Origin of the sequence: Algoriphagus litoralis (assembly GCF_003259255.1) — a bacterium.
In the GTDB taxonomy this organism is placed as follows: domain Bacteria; phylum Bacteroidota; class Bacteroidia; order Cytophagales; family Cyclobacteriaceae; genus Algoriphagus; species Algoriphagus litoralis.
The window spans coordinates 90,552-107,512 of the sequence record NZ_QGOL01000017.1 but is presented as its reverse complement, the minus strand read 5'-3'; the positions used below and the strand labels follow the sequence as shown (position 1 = coordinate 107,512).

Genomic DNA, 16,961 nt, shown 5'->3' with positions numbered 1-16,961 from the left:
CAGAGGCTTTTTTGCGTTTGGGGGGGAAAGAGTTCAGGAACGATGTTTTGGTTTGGTTCAGTCGTTATAAACCCAATCCATTTTAATTGTTTTGGAGTTGGGTTTTGGCTAGCTACTATTATTCAAAATTAAAACACTTATATATCCTTTATAGAACTTTCATCTGGGTGATTAATTGTTGTTTCTCCCAAGATTCATTCCTCGGTTTGAGTATAGGTTTTATCCTCTAATGGATTCGAATTATCCCTACTACTTTTCTTTTTATACTTTAAAGTTGCACTTTTGCAGCAAAACTCAAATGGATGGCAAGATTACTCAGAGACCTTAGATTGATTCAGGATGGAAGGATATTTGAACCAGCTGATTATATTCTCAATAAGGGTTCATTAGATCAAGTATCTGACACTAATACACCGGAATTTGAAGAGATCCTTGATTGTTCGGGTTTATTTGCATCAAAAGGCTGGATTGATCTGCGTTGTGGTCTAGGGGAGCCCGGTCAAGAGTACAGAGAGACTGTAGAGAGCCTATGTCAGTCTTTGACTACAAGTGGGTTTTCGCAGGCACTGGTGATGCCGAATACTGATCCTGTGATTCAGACAAAAAATGAAGTTGATTTTGTTCTTAATAAGTCAAAGAATTTTTTGACTCAGCTTCATGTGATGGGGGCTGTAACTAAAAATGCCCAAGGTGAGGATTTGACAGAAATACTGGATATGCATTTCCAATCCGGTATTCGATTTTTTGGAGATGGGATTAAAACGCTTTCCAATTCGGACCGGTACATGAAAATCCTTCAGTATCTCCAGAAGTTTGACGGAACTTTATTTGATCATGCGTATGATCCTCTTCTTGCAATTTTTGGTCAAATGCACGAAGGAAATATTTCTACCAGATTGGGAATGAAAGGACTTCCTAATCTTGCTGAGGACATAGCTATTCAGCGAAATCTCGAGATCCTACGATACACAGGTGGAAAGGTACATTTTCAAACTGTCAATACTGCGAAAGGGGTCGATCTGATCCGAAACGCAAAAAAAGAAGGTTTGAATGTGACGGCGGATGTTTCAGTCTATCAATTGCTCTTTTCGGATGCTGATTTGGTGACCTTTGATTCCAATTTTAAAGTTAAGCCTCCATTTAGAGGCCTTGAAGACCGGGTGGCTCTGCTCGATGGTCTAAAAGACGGCACGATCGATGCGTTGGTATCCAATCATCAGCCTCAGGATTTTGATTCTAAATTCGCGGAATTTGACTTGGCAATTTTCGGTATGGCAGGTTTGCAGACTTTCTTGCCGGCTTTGGTAATGCTTGCTTCAGAAGTCGGTTGGGAGCTTTTGATCGAAAAAATCACAACAGGTCCTTCTAGGATTTTGGGCGTAGCTGACTTATCCTGGACTATTTTTGATCCAAGTGAAAAATGGACTTACAATGAAAAGAGCAACAAATCTCTTTCCTCAAACAACCCATGGTTTGGTAAAGAACTTCAGGGAAAAGTGAAGTTTGTGGTTCAAAAAGGGCAATTGACCAAGATAGATGAATAAATACCTGGCTACGGCTTACAAGTTTGGATTGTTGGGAGGCTTTTTGAGTATCGTTTCATTTTACGTGCTTTCACATTTATACCCGGATCCCACGAATCTTAATCTGGTTTTTGGATACATTCTTATTCCTATTTCTATTTTTCTATCCGTCAAATTCTATAAAGACTACTCTAATTCAGGCTTCCTGTCCTTTGCAGAGGGCATGACGGTAGGCTTTGTGACTTACGTTCTGATTGGTCTTTTATCTACCGTTGGAATATGGATGATCTTGTTGAGTTCTCCCGAGTTATTTGACCTGATCAAAACGCAAAAGATTGAATTATTGCTTCAGAATAAAGACATGATTCTCTCTCAAGTCGGAGAAAATTCCTTTGAGGCCACTCAGAAAAGCATGGAGAATCTGAGTCCTTGGAACATTGCTTTAAACGACGGACTATGGAAAATCATCCCTGGAATGTTTTTTAGTATTATTATTTCAATAATTTTAAGGAAAAACCCTAACTAATTAACTTATGGAAGAGCAACAAACACCCCTACAAGCTGCAATTAAGCCAGGTCTAACCATGGGATTGGTCGCCTTGGCTGTCACCTATATCGCGTATTTGATCGATTCTAGCCTTTTGGCCTCAGGTTGGTTTCTCCTGATTTCTTTGGTTATATTTTTTGGTCTGATTATTTATTTTGGCGGTCAATATCGAAAAGAGTTGGGTGGTTTTATGAGTTTTGGAACCGCTTTTAACTTTAGTTTTATTGCAATCCTGATCTCCGGGATAATCTCATTAATTGGTCAAATTCTTCTTTTTCAAGTTGTTGACCCTTCTTTGCCCCAAGTTCTTTCAGATATAACTTTTCAAAATTCATTGCAAATGATGGAAAGTTTTGGTGCAAATCCTGATTCATTGAGCCCTGAACAGCTTGAAGAAATCAGAAAGAGCTCGGCTTCAAGTTTTACACTTGGAGGTCAATTGAAAGGCTTTGGCTTTGGTTTGATTGTTTATGCCATCATTGCATTAATTTTGGCTGCTATTCTCAAAAAGAGAGACAAGTCTCTCGATTTCTAACCTATGACTCAAATTTCCGTAGTTGTTCCTGTTTTCAACGAGGAAGAATCCTTACCGGAATTAACCCATTGGATCAGCCGTGTGATGGATACACACGGCTTTTCTTATGAGGTGATTCTCATAAATGATGGAAGTACCGATCGCTCTTGGACGGTCATTCAATCACTCTCAAGTCAAAACGCTAACCTCAAAGGGTTGAATTTTACTCGGAATTTTGGCAAATCCGCAGCCCTAGATGCAGGCTTTCGAAGGGCTATCGGTGATGTAGTGATCACAATGGATGCCGACCTCCAAGACAGTCCTGATGAGATCCCAGGACTGTATGAGATGATCATCAATGGAGGTTTGGATGTCGTGTCTGGGTGGAAAAAGGAACGCCATGATCCCATCTCCAAAACGATACCTTCCAAGTTTTTCAATGGAGTTACGCGTTGGATTTCGGGAATCAAGCTCCACGATTTTAATTGCGGGCTGAAAGCCTATCGCAATAAAGTGGTGAAAAATATCCAGGTCTATGGCGAAATGCACCGTTATATTCCATTATTGGCTAAATGGAATGGCTTTGGGAAAATCGGAGAAAAGATCGTGCAGCACCAACCCCGCAAATACGGATATTCCAAGTTTGGACTTGAGCGGTTTCTAAATGGTTTCTTGGATTTGATTACCGTTTCTTTTGTCCATCGATACAAGAAAAAACCGATGCACTTTTTTGGACTTTTAGGTACACTTTCCTTTTTGTCAGGTTTTGGGATTACGGTATGGTTGATTTTTGAGAAGATTTATAGCCTGAGCAATGGGCTCAAAGTTCGGGAGATAGTCGATCAGCCACTATTTTTCTTGGCGCTTGTTGCCCTGATTATCGGTGTGCAACTTTTTGTGACAGGGTTTATTGCTGAATTGATGACTTCCAATCAGTCCAAGGAAATTGAATACAAAATTGATGAAGAAGTCAATTTCGATTTCTGATGTTTTTTTCAGTCATTATACCGGTTTTCAATCGACCATCTGAGGCTTTTGAGCTTCTCGCTAGTCTTTCTCATCAATCCTTTAAGGATTTTGAAGTGATTTTAGTCGAGGACGGATCGGTGAATAAAGCGGATCAGATCGCCTCCTCTTTTCAATCCACACTATCGGTGCGCTATTTTTTTCAGGAGAATCAGGGACAGGGATTTGCGCGAAATTTTGGTATGGATCAGGCCAAAGGTGATTTTTTCGTGATTTTAGACTCGGATGTGATTCTTCCTGAGAGTTATTTATCCGTCTTAAAGAGTGCCATACTTTCCAGAAAGCTCGATGCATTCGGTGGTCCAGATGCTGCAGCTTCTGACTTTTCTGATTTGCAGAAAGCGATGGACTTTGCCATGACTTCCTTTTGGACTACTGGAGGAATAAGGGGTAAGCTTAAAGATCCATCAAAATATCAAGCTCGTGGATTTAATATGGGCGTGTCCAGAGCCGTTTTTGAATCGATTGGGGGATTTGTAGATCCCAATCAGGGAGAAGATATCGAATGGAGTATCCGGATCAAAAAGGCTGGATTTACCCTTGAATTGGTCGAGGACGCATTTGTGTATCACAAGCGCAAAAATACCCTTCTGTCATTTGCAAAACAGGCCTTTTCATTCGGTAGAAATCGAGTGAATGTGTCTCGATTTCACCCGGAGGCGATCAAACTCGTTCATTGGCTGCCTACCTTCTTCCTGTTTTTCTTGTTTTCAATTGTATTGAATATCCTCGTGGTCAACTATTTTCCAATTTTCCATTTGGGGATTCTGGGGACCTGGGGAGGCCTGGTGATGGTGTCAGCAACACAAAAGTATAAATCTATCTGGGTAGGTGTTTTATCGTTGCTGACATCCCTGGTTCAGCTGTGTGGCTACGGAGCAGGATTGGTTTTTGAACGTTTTAAAAAGGCGTTAAAAGGTTAGTTTCCTTTTCGACAGACGAAGATGATTTCATCTGGAGCCAAAGCAAAACGCTTTACTTTTTCTTCAGGAAGTGTTTTTACGAAGGTGTTTTCCTCGATCTGAAGGCCTGATTTCCTGAGACGTTCGGCGTAGTCTTTTCCGAATTTGCGCACGTGGTCACGCTGCCCGAAGAGTCTTTCCCGCTCTGCTGGATCTGTGATGGTTTTGTCCTCAATGGTTTTTTCCAGATCGTAAACAGGCGACTGAAGAATACCCCAACCTCCGGATTTTAGGACTCGATTGAACTCCGAACAGGCAAGAATGTCGTCATCTACATGCTCCAAAACGTGATTGCAAAAAACCACATCAAAGGAATTGTCAGGAAAAGGTATGGAATGAACGTCCATTTTGACTTTGGCAAGCGGGGATTCGATATCGGCAGTGATGTACTCCAAGTTTGGCAGCGCTTCAAATCTATCGATAAAGCAATGTTCAGGAGCTACATGAAGTACTTTAAGACTTCCTGTGAAAAAATTGGTTTTCTCCTGAAGGTACAGCCACATTAATCTATGACGCTCCAAAGCAAGACAACTTGGGCAGAGGGCATTTTCCCTTGCCTTTCTTCCATAAGGCAAGAATTTCTTGTACTGACTATTACATATTGGACAGGTAACCTCATTTCCTCGATTGAAAAGAGAAAGTGCCTTCATGGCCAAAGGACTGACAGTCTGAAGAATTGGTCTGGGTATGTATCGAATTACAAGACTTATAACAGATTTCATTGATATTGAATTGGCCTGCAAGTTATTAAAATAAAAAAGAAGAGCTCCGACTATGCAGAGCTCTTTGAAGTACACTTTAATTTTTGATTAAATGGAGATCAAGGGGTCACTCTTCACTACTTTCAGCCGAAGTGGTACTTTTGGGTAGTCTTCCTGCTTTTTTCAGCGATTCTCTGATCATCCATTCCAGTTGCCCGTTAGTACTTCTGAATTCGTCAGCAGCCCATTTTTCAATGGACTTCATCATCGATTCATCTAGTCTTAAGGCAAATGCTTTTTTCTTGGACATGATTTATTCCTCCATCCAGTTTTCTATAAATTCACTTAGCTCTCGGTGCTTTTGAGTGCCGATCACTATTTTTTTCTTTTCGTTAATGTCCAGCTGCAAACCCTTTTCGCCAATTATTGTGTAGGCTTTGGTGGTGCTGTTGCCTTTAATTCCCCAGCCGCCATGATCGGATAGTGGACTGAAAGAAATCACCTCTGCAGACCTTATCTGTTCTTTGGGTATTTTCCTCCATTTGAAAAAAGGAAAATACCTGTAGTGAATCCCAGTCTCGTCAATTCGGGTCGAAAGCTTAAGATTTACTATCAATCCCAAAGTCAACCCCATTATGAGAAGCACAAAGATTAAACCAAAGAAATCCTCCTTTTGGCCTTCGCTGCTATTCAAAACTAAAACAGAAACCAAAATTAGAGTGGGGATTTCCAGCATCAAGATGAGATACATCACCCAGGTGCCCCGGTATGTTTGCTCTTCTTTGAAAATCCTTCCGTGCATGGCTTACTGATTTAAAGTTCCTACGTTAAGAACAGGGCTTGCACTTTTATCTGAGCACAAAACCACCATCAGGTTGGAGACCATCACCGCTTTTTTCTCATCGTCAAACTCGATGATGTCTTTCATTTTTAAGTCATGAAGAGCCATTTCTACCATTCCTACAGCCCCGTCCACAATCTTCCTTCTGGCAGCTACTATGGCTGTGGCTTGCTGTCGCTGAAGCATTGCTGAGGCAATTTCAGAGGAGTAAGCTAGGTGAGATATCCTTGCTTCGATTACTTTGATACCGGCATGCTCCAGTCGTTCTGCAATTTCAATCTCCAAAGAGTGGTTCACCTCCTCTACACCTGACCTGAGCGTAATTTCTGCATTTTCGGCTTCAAAGTCGTCGTAAGGGTATTTTCCAGCCATTTTTCGCACCGCTGCATCCGTCTGAAGGTGGACGAAGTTTTCATAGTCTTCCACATCAAACGTTGCCTTGAACGTGTCCTGAACTTGCCAGACGACTATGGTACCGATCATGACCGGATTACCGATTTTGTCATTCACTTTGACCGGCTTGTTTTCAAAGTTTCTGACGCGAAGTGAAATTTTCTTTTTGGTCATGAAAGGATTGACCCAAAAGAATCCATACGCTTTGACTGTTCCTTTGTACTCTCCAAACAAAAGCATGACCACGGCTTTGTTGGGTTCTACGATAAAGAATCCCGGTAAGCAAATTATCCCAAGAAACAACAAAATGGTTCCTACGATAAACATCCCTTGCGTGAAGAGATAAATTGAGGCACCGATACTAGCCAGATCTAAGAAAAGGTAGATGTAGCCTGAGGCTGGTTTGATTATTTTTTCCATTTCAATATGATGTTAAAATGATATCATTTTGAATTACGGAAAAAGATTTGGAATGTTCACCATTCTATCAAAAAAAAAATGCTCCGAATTTTCGGAGCATTGGAATGCGGTAGTTTTTTTATTTCTTTTTGAAGAGTGAATCCACAAATTCTTTTCGGTTAAAAATCTGGAGGTCAGTCATTTTTTCTCCGACGCCAATGTATTTGACAGGGATTTTAAACTGATCCGAGATGCCAATGACCACACCGCCTTTGGCTGTTCCATCTAGTTTGGTGATGGCCAGTGCGGAGATTTCTGTTGCTTTGGTAAATTCCTTGGCTTGGATAAAGGCATTTTGTCCAGTAGAACCATCTAATACCAACAGAATCTCATGTGGTGCATCGGGGATGAATTTCTGCATGACTCGTTTGATTTTGCTCAGCTCATTCATCAAGTTGACTTTGGTGTGGAGTCGGCCTGCTGTATCTACGATGACAATGTCTGCACCAGTATCCACACCCTGCTTTACCGCATCAAATGCCACCGAGGCAGGGTCAGTGTTCATTCCGTGCGAGACGACAGGCACACCTACACGGTTGCCCCATAAGATAAGCTGGTCTACAGCAGCTGCCCGGAAGGTATCTGCTGCACCCAAAACAACTGATTTACCTGCATTTTTAAACAAGTTGGCCAGTTTGCCGATAGTGGTTGTTTTACCGACGCCATTCACACCGACTACCATGATAACGTAAGGCTTTTTCCCTTCAGGGATATCAAAATCCAAAAGATCTTGTGAATTATTTTCCTCCAGAAGAGCGGCAATTTCCTCCCGTAAAATCAAATCCAATTCTGAAGAATTGAGGTATTTATCTCTTGCTACCCGTTCTTCAATTCTCCGGATTACTTTGATGGTGGTGTCGACTCCTACATCCGAAGTGATGAGGACTTCCTCCAGCTGGTCCAATACTTCCTCATCTACTTGAGATTTTCCGACTACGGCTTTGCTTAGTTTGGAGAAAATAGACTCATTGGTTTTTTGAAGACCCTGATCGAGGCTTTCTTTTTTTTCTTTAGAGAAAAATCCAAAGATTCCCATGTTGCGCTGATTTTTAAAAGTGGAATATAATGAAAAAGTCCCTGCTGAATTTGATCAGAGGGACTCTATGTGCATTAGGATGCGCTTGACAAATTATTTTTTCAAAGCCTCTTGCACCAAGGTGGAAGGAACCATTTCTTCTCTGAAGGTATAAGCACCAGTCTTTTCAGACTTCACTGCTCGGATTACTTTGGCGTAAGACACGCCACCTTCTTTTTTTAGGGTTGCTACTACTTTCTTAGCCATGTTTTTTTCGTTTTAAACGGAATTGCTCCCGAGCTAATATTACTTGATTTCTTTGTGAACAGTTACTTTCTTGAGGATTGGGTTGAATTTCTTTAACTCCAAACGCTCAGTAGTATTTTTTCTGTTTTTGGTAGTGATGTATCTAGAAGTACCTGGCATACCAGAGTTTTTATGCTCTGTGCATTCCATAATCACTTGTACTCTATTTCCTTTCTTAGCCATCTCGGTGTTATTTTAAGGGACTGTGACTTTGATTATTTAATAACAATCATTCCAGTATCCTGCGCTTTTTTCAAAACTGCAGTGATGCCATTTTTATTGATTGTTCTCAGTGCCTTTGAGCAAACTTTCAAAGTGATCCATGCGTCTTCCTCAGGAACATAGAAGCTCTTCTTGTGAAGATTTGGGTAAAATCTACGCTTGGTCTTGTTGTTTGCATGGGACACGTTGTTACCTACTTGAGGTCTTTTTCCGGTAATGTCACAAACTTTTGCCATGATATTGATATCGTAAATGGGATGCGTTTCTGTAATGAGTTTGCAAATATCGGAACTTTTTGGGAATTAACAACAAGCAGTTTTAAAAATATTAGGGATTTTCTCGCTCTTTCGGATAGGGGCAATGCTTACACCCGCTTCCGCAGCAGTAACCCCTTTTGAGATGGTATTTTTCTGTGAAAACCATCAACCCCTGTTCATTGAAGTAAAAGTCCTCAGCTTCAATTTTTGGCAACTGGTTCTTTTCTGGTTTCATGGCTTTGCCCGAGGGCATTTGCTATATTTGGGCCTGTTTCTGAATAAAATCGCGTAAAAATAACCAAATCATGGAAACAATCACTTCCAGCAAGCAAGCCATCCATCTCGAGGAGAAATATGGAGCTCACAATTATCATCCATTACCTGTGGTATTAGCACGAGGTGAGGGAGTCTTCCTCTGGGATGTAGAGGGTAAGAGATATTTTGATTTTCTATCGGCATATTCTGCGGTAAACCAGGGCCATTGTCATCCCAGAATCAAGGATGCAATGATTGAGCAAGTCAGTACCTTGACGCTGACTTCCAGAGCATTTTATAACGATGTCTTAGGTCCGTTTGAAAAGTACATCACGGAGTATTTCGGATTTGATTTGGTTTTGCCGATGAATACTGGGGCAGAGGGTGTCGAGACTGCACTGAAGTTAGCCAGAAAATGGGGTTACGAGCGTAAAGGCGTGGAAGAAAATCAAGCGAAAATCATTGTTGCCGAGAATAATTTCCACGGACGCACGACTACTATTATTTCTTTTTCGAATGATGCCAATGCCCGTAAGAGCTTCGGTCCATTTACAGATGGTTTCATTCGTATACTTTATAATGACATCGTTGCGCTGGAGCAGGCATTGAAAACTGAAGGTGTGGTAGGTTTTCTTGTAGAGCCTATTCAAGGCGAAGCAGGGGTGTATGTCCCTGCTGAGGATTACCTGAGAAAAGCGAAAGAAGCATGTGCTGCTCAGAATGTCCTCTTTATCGCAGATGAAATTCAGACAGGTATTGCCCGTACAGGATCCTTGCTTGCAGTCTGTGGGAATTGCACTTGTGAAGGGCATTGTGAAAAACAAGAAACCTACGTCAAACCTGATGTATTAATTTTAGGGAAGGCGATTTCCGGAGGATTTTATCCGGTTTCGGCAGTATTGGCAGACCGCGCAATAATGGAGGTAATCAGGCCTGGTCAGCATGGCTCTACTTTTGGTGGAAATCCGCTGGGCGCAAAAGTAGCCATGGCGGCACTAGAGGTGGTTCGAGATGAGAAGCTGGCGCAAAATGCAAGGAAGCTGGGTAAAATTTTCCGTGAGCGCATGCAAAAAATGGTTGAAAAAAATCCCATTGCAAAACTCGTTAGGGGAAAAGGATTACTCAATGCAGTTGTTGTAAATGATTCTCCAGAAAGTAGCACCGCCTGGGATATCTGTGTTCAGCTATCCGAAAATGGACTTTTAGCAAAGCCGACACATGGTAATATAATTCGATTCGCGCCCCCTTTAGTAATGACAGAAGATCAGCTTCATGAATGCTGTGACATCATCGAAAGGGTCATTGCTAAATTCAATAAATAAGTAAGCGATAAATTTTCTTCAGATCGCTTTTGGCGAAAGCTAAAAGCGATCTCTTCTTTTTCAGAATCCGATGACAAAGGCAGTAATTTTTGATATGGATGGAGTAATCTGCCACACCAATCCATTTCATTCTCAGGCATTCAAGATTTTCTTTGAAAAGCGAAACCTATTCCCGACCGAAGAGGAATTCATGCAGCACATGTATGGGAAAAACAACGGGTACATTTTAAGTCACTTTTTGGGAAGAAAAATCGAAGGTGAAGAATTGGCAGCGCTTGAATTTGAAAAAGAAAGTCTCTTTCGCGAAATTTATCAGCACCACATCGATCCAATCCCTGGATTTATGGAGTTTTTTCATTCCCTGAGAGAAGCCAAGCTAAAAACAGCTGTAGCAACTTCTGCTCCTTTTGCAAATCTGGAACTCATCGGAGGTAGACTGGATCTTTTTCCACATCTAGAATCGGCTTTAGCCAGTGAGCAAGTAAGCAAACACAAACCTGATCCGGAGGTGTATTTGAAAACTGCGGCAAATCTATCACTTGATCCCAGTCAGTGTATCGTGTTTGAAGATTCCTTTTCAGGGGTGTCAGCAGCAAAGAATGCTAACATGAAGGTAGTAGGTGTGCTATCGTCCCATTCTATAGATGAACTTCCAATTTGTGATTTATACATTGAGGATTACCGGGATTTAGAGGTCACTAGCATTCTTTCCCTTTTGAATTAGCTAAAATCGCTTAACATTAATTTCAAGATTTTTTAACATTGAAAAACTGAGTTAACATTCCCGTAATATTAAAAATGCAATTCATCAAGTAGGATGACACTTTTTTGATTAATTACTGAAATTTTTATACTAAAGAATTTAGTTTTAGTAATGGATTGATAACGCTGAATTCACTTTTAATACATGTTGTCCTACGACCTTTGTCTTGCTGTACAATTATTAAAATTAAATCTTCCTGTATGCGAATCCAGTTCGCTGCAGCGATTGTCATTCTGACATTATTCTCTACAAATGCTTTTGCAAGGGGCATGGAGGGGGATTCGCTGCTAACAACAAAAACTGAGTCATCGGCTCCAGTTAAATGGTATGATCGTATCCAATTGCGAGGATATGCCCAGATCAGGTATAACGGTCTTTTGGAGACCAATCCTAATTTGGGTTGCTCTCAGTGTGACAAATCATGGGGAACGGGAGGATTTTTTCTCCGTCGAATTCGAATGATTTTCTCAGGGCAAATCCATGAGCGTGTATATATGTATATACAGCCGGATTTTGCTTCTGGTGGTCAAAACTTTGCTCAAATCCGTGATGCTTATTTCGACTTAGGTTTGGATGCAAAACAGGAGTTCAGGTTACGAATTGGCCAATCTAAAGTTCCATTTGGGTTTGAAAACCTTCAATCGAGTCAAAATCGTCTGCCTTTGGATCGAAATGATGGATTGAACTCGGCTATACTAAATGAGCGAGATCTGGGAGTATTCCTTTATTATGCTCCATCTGAAATTCGGGAGCGTTTTAGCTATTTGGTTTCTTCAGGACTGAAGGGGTCTGGAGATTATGGGATGTTCGGAGTAGGAATCTACAATGGACAAACTGCAAATCTTCCTGAGAAAAACCGAAATTTCCATGCAGTCACTCGAGTCACTTATCCAATGAAATTGGCATCCGGTCAGTTTATTGAGGCATCACTCCAAGGATATGCCGGGAAATTTGTGATCAATAGAAATCCTCTGACAGATTTTGATCAAATCGAATTTCCCGAATATAGATTAGGTCCGACTTTCGTTATTTATCCGCAGCCATTTGGCCTTCAGGCAGAGTTCAACTGGGGCAGAGGACCTGAGTATAATCCTGAGACTAATGAAGTGGAGGATGCTCCTCTTAAAGGAGGCTATGTATTAGCTTCCTACATGAAGAAAACTGGGAAAGGTGCCATTATTCCATTTACGAGATATCATTATTATTCAGGTGGGAAAAAGTTTGAATTGGATGCTACTCGACATCGGGTAAATGAACTTGAAATCGGTATTGAATGGCAATTTCACAAAGCCTTGGAGCTGGTGACGATGTACACGATTTCGGATCGATCAGCCCAGAATTCGCTTGATCCATGGAATCAAGAGCGTGGAAGTCTGCTACGGATTCAAGCGCAAGTAAATTTCTAATTCTGATAGATATCAGTGAAAGCATCTTCGATCTCGGAGATGCTTTTTTGCTTTAAAAGTAAAAGGTTAAAATCCGTATAGTTAACTTTGAGTGCGTTGACTACCTTATAAATCATGCAAAGAAGACCAAGAAGAAACCGAAAATCCGAATCAGTTAGAAATTTGGTAGAAGAAACCAGTTTGTCCGTAAAAGACCTGATTTTTCCGCTATTTCTTGTCGAAGGAACCCGTCAAAAGATTGAAGTCAAGTCCATGCCCGGGATTTTCAGATTTTCCCAAGATTTGCTTTTAAAGGAGATCGAAGAATGTATGAAACTGGGAATTACAGCCTTTGACGTTTTTCCAGCTTATCCAGAATCGCTCAAGGATTCCATTGCTTCTGAAAGCTACAATCCTGAGACTTTTTATTTGAAAACACTTAAAGAAATCAAGAAGCAATTTCCTGAAGTGTGCCTGATGTCAGACGTGGCAATGGATCCATACAGCAGCGATGGCCATGACGGGTTGGTGAAAAACGGAAAGATTCTCAATGATGAGACGCTTGAAATACTCGCTAAAATGTCACTGGCACAAGCAGATGCAGGTGTAGATATCCTCGGACCCTCAGATATGATGGATGGCAGAGTGGGGTATATTCGGGAATTGTTGGATGAAAATGGGTTTGTAGATACCTCGATAATGTCATACACTGCCAAATATGCTAGCGCATTTTATGGGCCTTTCAGGGATGCATTGGATTCAGCTCCAAAGTTTGGAGACAAAAAGACGTATCAGATGAACCCTGCCAATTCTAAAGAAGCATTGATCGAAGCCGACCTGGATTTCGACGAGGGTGCAGATTTCCTGATGGTGAAGCCAGCGTTGAGTTATTTGGATATCATTAAGTTGTTGAGTGACAATTTTCCCCTGCCAATTGCAGCGTATAACGTTTCGGGCGAATACAGTATGGTAAAAGCCGCCGCAGCTCAAGGTTGGTTGGATTCCGAGCGGGCGATGCTTGAGATTTTGCTTTCTATCAAGCGATCCGGAGCTAAAATTATCTTGACTTACTTTGCGAAAGAGTTCGCGAGACTTCAATAGGTTTCAGTTGAAATTTTAACCTAAAGCCCGATTAATCCGGGCTTTTTTTATGAATTAGGTTTTGATTTGGATTAAAGGGTGAGAATTATTTGATGAATATTTCAAAGTCAGCTGAAAAAAAATCAAATTTTTGAAAAATTATGTTTTTTGTAAAAACCATTGAATGAATTAAAATTCCATTTTTTAGCCAAATACAGAATAAAATTCTGATAATAAATAGTATTTATATTTTTTATACTGTTTATGCATTTATGTAATCGTTTTCAGAAAATTTCTTGAATGATATCCAAATTTTATTTTTTCATTAAGTAAGTTATCGAAACACCTCAAAAAGGATATTTTTTTAAAAAAAATGTAAAAAATGGTTCAAAATTGATCTCAAAAATCATCAATTATTATATAATTATTAAAAAGTGGTTTGTTTTTATGCTTTTTTTATAATTACATTCGAATCGAGCTTCGGCTTTCAAACCTATTTAAATTCTGAAAAACGTTCAAAATTTAACCAAAAACCTATGATGAATATCGCTACCCTGTTGGCCCAAGATTTGGCCGCGACCCCTGATTTGGCGCTGGAGATTTCACAGAATCTCCTGACGACAAACAATGTTTGGATGATGCTTTCCACGGCTCTGGTGTTTATTATGCACCTTGGATTTGCTGGAGTGGAGACTGGATTTGGTCAAGCCAAAAACACAGTAAACATTCTGTTTAAGAACACAATCACCCCGATTATTGGAATTGTGTCTTATGCTGTTGTCGGATTTTACCTGATGTACCCTGGCTTCGAAGTACCAGGTTGGTTTAGTTTCGACACTGCAGGATGGTCCATGTTTTGGTTTTCACCTGCAGATGCGGATGTCTCCGCGGATTATGCCAGTGGTGGGTATACCTATTGGACTGATTTTTTATTTCAAGCCATGTTTGCCGCGACAGCTGCTACAATTGTCTCAGGTGCTATAGCTGAGCGTGTTAAAATCTCTGCTTATCTAATTTTCACAGTTCTTTTTGTAGGATTGGTATATCCATTAATCGGAAGCTGGAAATGGGGTGGTGGAGCTTTGAATGAAATGGGTTTCTATGATTTCGCAGGAAGTACACTTGTTCACTCTGTTGGAGGATGGGGAGCTTTGGCAGGTGTTATTTTAGTAGGTCCTAGAATTGGTAAATATATCAATGGCAAAACCATGGAAAAGCCGGGTGCCAGTGTTCCTTTGGCCGTTATCGGAGTCTTTTTGCTTTGGTTGGGCTGGTTTGGTTTCAATGGAGGATCCGTACTTTCAGCTGACCCAGCGCTAGTTTCTATGGTATTGGTTACAACTTCACTCGGAGCATGTGCCGGTGGATTAGGCGGATTTTTTACAGCATATTTTGCTTTCAAAAGACTCGATCTAGGTATGCTTCTCAATGGAATTCTAGCAGGCTTGGTGGGTATCACTGCAGGAGCAGATGTCTTTACTCCAGCCTCAGCTTTGCTTATCGGATTTGTTGCAGGAATTCTGGTCGTTTTGTCCGCTATCATTATGGATAGATTCAAGCTTGATGATGTCGTAGGTGCTGTATCGGTCCATTTGACATGTGGTGTTTGGGGTACTTTAGCAGTAGGTATTTTTTCTACCAATCCCGACCACTCCTTTATTACACAATTAATCGGTGTGGCAGTATGTGGTGCGATGGCATTTGGATCAGCATTTCTGATTTTCTATATCCTAAAAGTAACGATGGGTATCAGAGTATCTGAGGAGCATGAGAAAAGCGGTCTCGATTCCCATGAGCATGGTATCAGAGGCTATACCATTGTTTACGACGAATAGTCATTCCATTTCCAAAAGAAGATCCCCGGCTGGAGAAAAAAACGCGACTCTCTTTCAGCCAGACCGAGGATCTATTGGTCAACTCTATCATTCACCAACATTCAAAATTAAAATGAAAAACTTATTCCTACTAATACTATGTGTGGCATTGTCCACCTATCAAGTTGCTTATGCTCAAGAAGAGACTACTGAGGAAGAAACTGGCTCTTTGACACTCTCTGGCTCTATTGATGCCTATTTCCGGACTAATTTTAATGCTCCTAACAAAGGAGAAAATTTCCAAGCTCCTGCATCTTCATTTGGCAATCTCCCAGGATTTTCATTGGGTATGGCTAATATTATTGCAACCTACGAGGGCAAAAAAGTAGGTGCCGTAGCAGATCTGGTTTTTGGACCTAGGGGTGAAGACGCAGTATTTGGATCACCTCTATATGCAGGTGGCATGGCAGGAAGTTCACAGATATTGAATCAACTTTATGTCTATTGGAATGTATCTGACAAAGTCACATTGACATTGGGGAACTTTAATACTTTCTTGGGTTATGAAGTGATTTCCCCGACAGCTAATTTCAATTACTCGACTTCTTATATGTTTTCATATGGGCCTTTTTCCCATACTGGAATCAAGGCTAATTTCCAATTGTCTGATAAGTTTTCATTCTTGGCAGCTGTAATGAACCCTACTGATATGACTGAATTTAACCTTAACGGAACTTATACTCTTGGTGCTCAATTAGGCTATTCTACCGACGCCGGAAGTACCTATTTGAACTTCGTGTATGGTGATCAGGATGGCACACTGGAAAATGACGGTACCTTAATCACAGATCAGTCTTCATTGGGTAAGACTTTTCAAGTGGATTTGACTACTGGTTTTGACCTTTCGGACAAATTCTATGCGGGAATCAATACAACTTATAATACCACAAGCTCAGGAGAAGTATTTACAGGTTCGGATATTCAGGATTTGGATGGAGATGCAGCAGGCTTTTATGGTTTTGCGGGATATTTGCAAGCCAAGCCTTCAGAGAATTTCGGTATTGGAATCCGTGGAGAGTACTTCAGTGTTTTTAATACTGGTTTAGAAGGAGTTGTTGGTTTGGATCCAATTACGGGAGATGGTGGCGTTTTTGCTGCCACACTCTCCGGAAACATCAAAGTAGGTGGTAATCTGACATTGATTCCTGAGTTGAGAGTGGATAGTATGAAAGAAGAATTCTTTGTGAATAAAGATCTTAATGGAAGTAAAGGCCTTGCATCATTCCTTTTTGCGGCAGTATTTGCTTTCTAACTATTGAAAATTTAAACAGGGTCTATTGTTAAATTAAAGCCGGGGTGAATTTCACCTCGGTTTTTTATTTTTTGTGTAAAAAATCTCTAAATCAGATTTCAAAACAATCAATTCTGACACAAATTGATGTGATTTCATTTTTTCAGGATTGAAATTATGTGTGGTTTTGAATTGATTCCATTTTAAAATAAGAATAATATTTCTTTTTTTTAATTAAATTGATCTAAATCAACTGAATCCTGAAACATTCAAGTTCGAAAATCT

General features: G+C 40.6%; 20 protein-coding genes. 11 read left to right on the top strand and 9 right to left on the bottom strand.

The window, feature by feature from the left end; translation table 11 throughout:
* Positions 1–302 precede the first annotated feature (302 nt).
* From DK188_RS18895 to DK188_RS18875, 5 genes are read left to right on the top strand one after another with little or no spacing between them, the layout of a single operon-like run.
* Complete coding sequence (locus DK188_RS18895) at positions 303–1,544, top strand: dihydroorotase (protein ID WP_111672405.1); 1,242 nt, start codon at positions 303–305, stop codon at positions 1,542–1,544.
* Positions 1,537–2,049: a DUF4199 domain-containing protein gene (locus tag DK188_RS18890; protein WP_111672404.1), complete on the top strand. Its 513-nt coding sequence runs from the start codon at positions 1,537–1,539 to the stop codon at positions 2,047–2,049. The genes DK188_RS18895 and DK188_RS18890 overlap by 8 nt, the downstream gene beginning before the upstream one ends.
* Positions 2,050–2,056: 7 nt before the next feature.
* Positions 2,057–2,605 carry a DUF4199 domain-containing protein gene (locus DK188_RS18885; RefSeq protein WP_111672403.1) on the top strand — a complete coding sequence of 183 codons (549 nt, stop codon included), beginning with the start codon at positions 2,057–2,059 and terminating at the stop codon, positions 2,603–2,605.
* A 3-nt stretch (positions 2,606–2,608) separates the two neighbouring features.
* Entirely contained in the window at positions 2,609–3,571 is a 963-nt protein-coding gene (locus DK188_RS18880) for a glycosyltransferase family 2 protein (protein WP_111672402.1), read from the top strand.
* Positions 3,571–4,533: a glycosyltransferase gene (locus DK188_RS18875; protein ID WP_111672401.1), complete on the top strand. Its 963-nt coding sequence runs from the start codon at positions 3,571–3,573 to the stop codon at positions 4,531–4,533. The genes DK188_RS18880 and DK188_RS18875 overlap by 1 nt, the downstream gene beginning before the upstream one ends.
* On the opposite strand, the gene DK188_RS18870 is transcribed toward DK188_RS18875, so the two are convergent.
* The 9 genes from DK188_RS18870 to DK188_RS21790 form a co-directional block, all read right to left on the bottom strand.
* Positions 4,530–5,294, bottom strand: a complete 765-nt coding sequence (locus DK188_RS18870; RefSeq protein WP_111672400.1) for a class I SAM-dependent methyltransferase — start codon at positions 5,292–5,294, stop codon at positions 4,530–4,532. The two genes, DK188_RS18875 and DK188_RS18870, sit on opposite strands and share 4 nt — an antisense overlap.
* Before the next feature lie 106 nt (positions 5,295–5,400).
* A complete protein-coding gene (locus DK188_RS18865; protein ID WP_111672399.1) occupies positions 5,401–5,583 on the bottom strand; it encodes an Arc family DNA-binding protein in 183 nt (60 codons plus the stop codon).
* Positions 5,584–5,586: 3 nt separating this feature from the next.
* Positions 5,587–6,075: a hypothetical protein gene (locus DK188_RS18860; protein WP_111672398.1), complete on the bottom strand. Its 489-nt coding sequence runs from the start codon at positions 6,073–6,075 to the stop codon at positions 5,587–5,589.
* 3 nt (positions 6,076–6,078) lie between these two features.
* The gene (locus tag DK188_RS18855) at positions 6,079–6,927 is read right to left on the bottom strand and encodes an SPFH domain-containing protein (RefSeq protein ID WP_111672397.1); all 849 of its coding nucleotides are present in this window, start codon (positions 6,925–6,927) and stop codon (positions 6,079–6,081) included.
* A gap of 118 nt (positions 6,928–7,045) precedes the next feature.
* On the bottom strand, positions 7,046–8,002 hold the full coding sequence (gene ftsY / locus DK188_RS18850; RefSeq protein WP_111672396.1) for a signal recognition particle-docking protein FtsY: 957 nt from the start codon (positions 8,000–8,002) through the stop codon (positions 7,046–7,048).
* A gap of 93 nt (positions 8,003–8,095) precedes the next feature.
* Complete coding sequence (locus DK188_RS18845) at positions 8,096–8,248, bottom strand: DUF4295 domain-containing protein (protein ID WP_111672395.1); 153 nt, start codon at positions 8,246–8,248, stop codon at positions 8,096–8,098.
* A gap of 39 nt (positions 8,249–8,287) precedes the next feature.
* Positions 8,288–8,470 carry a 50S ribosomal protein L33 gene (gene rpmG, locus DK188_RS18840; RefSeq protein WP_009036148.1) on the bottom strand — a complete coding sequence of 61 codons (183 nt, stop codon included), beginning with the start codon at positions 8,468–8,470 and terminating at the stop codon, positions 8,288–8,290.
* Positions 8,471–8,502: 32 nt separating this feature from the next.
* Positions 8,503–8,745 (bottom strand): 50S ribosomal protein L28, encoded by a 243-nt coding sequence (rpmB, locus tag DK188_RS18835; protein WP_092733452.1) that lies wholly within the window; start codon positions 8,743–8,745, stop codon positions 8,503–8,505.
* Between the two features lie 91 nt (positions 8,746–8,836).
* Positions 8,837–9,001: a DUF5522 domain-containing protein gene (locus DK188_RS21790; RefSeq protein ID WP_157963285.1), complete on the bottom strand. Its 165-nt coding sequence runs from the start codon at positions 8,999–9,001 to the stop codon at positions 8,837–8,839.
* 67 nt (positions 9,002–9,068) lie between these two features.
* Here DK188_RS21790 and rocD point away from each other — a divergent pair, with 67 nt between their 5' ends.
* The 6 genes from rocD (at position 9,069) to DK188_RS18800 (ending at position 16,697) form a co-directional block, all read left to right on the top strand.
* The gene (rocD, locus tag DK188_RS18825; protein WP_394335855.1) at positions 9,069–10,343 is read left to right on the top strand and encodes an ornithine--oxo-acid transaminase; all 1,275 of its coding nucleotides are present in this window, start codon (positions 9,069–9,071) and stop codon (positions 10,341–10,343) included.
* Between the two features lie 70 nt (positions 10,344–10,413).
* On the top strand, positions 10,414–11,067 hold the full coding sequence (locus DK188_RS18820) for an HAD family hydrolase (protein ID WP_111672392.1): 654 nt from the start codon (positions 10,414–10,416) through the stop codon (positions 11,065–11,067).
* Between the two features lie 239 nt (positions 11,068–11,306).
* Positions 11,307–12,512 carry a porin gene (locus DK188_RS18815; RefSeq protein ID WP_111672391.1) on the top strand — a complete coding sequence of 402 codons (1,206 nt, stop codon included), beginning with the start codon at positions 11,307–11,309 and terminating at the stop codon, positions 12,510–12,512.
* A 114-nt stretch (positions 12,513–12,626) separates the two neighbouring features.
* Positions 12,627–13,592 (top strand): porphobilinogen synthase, encoded by a 966-nt coding sequence (hemB, locus tag DK188_RS18810; protein WP_111672390.1) that lies wholly within the window; start codon positions 12,627–12,629, stop codon positions 13,590–13,592.
* Between the two features lie 515 nt (positions 13,593–14,107).
* A complete protein-coding gene (locus tag DK188_RS18805) occupies positions 14,108–15,406 on the top strand; it encodes an ammonium transporter (protein ID WP_394335853.1) in 1,299 nt (432 codons plus the stop codon).
* A gap of 112 nt (positions 15,407–15,518) precedes the next feature.
* Positions 15,519–16,697: a porin gene (locus DK188_RS18800; protein WP_111672415.1), complete on the top strand. Its 1,179-nt coding sequence runs from the start codon at positions 15,519–15,521 to the stop codon at positions 16,695–16,697.
* Positions 16,698–16,961: the final 264 nt, after the last annotated feature.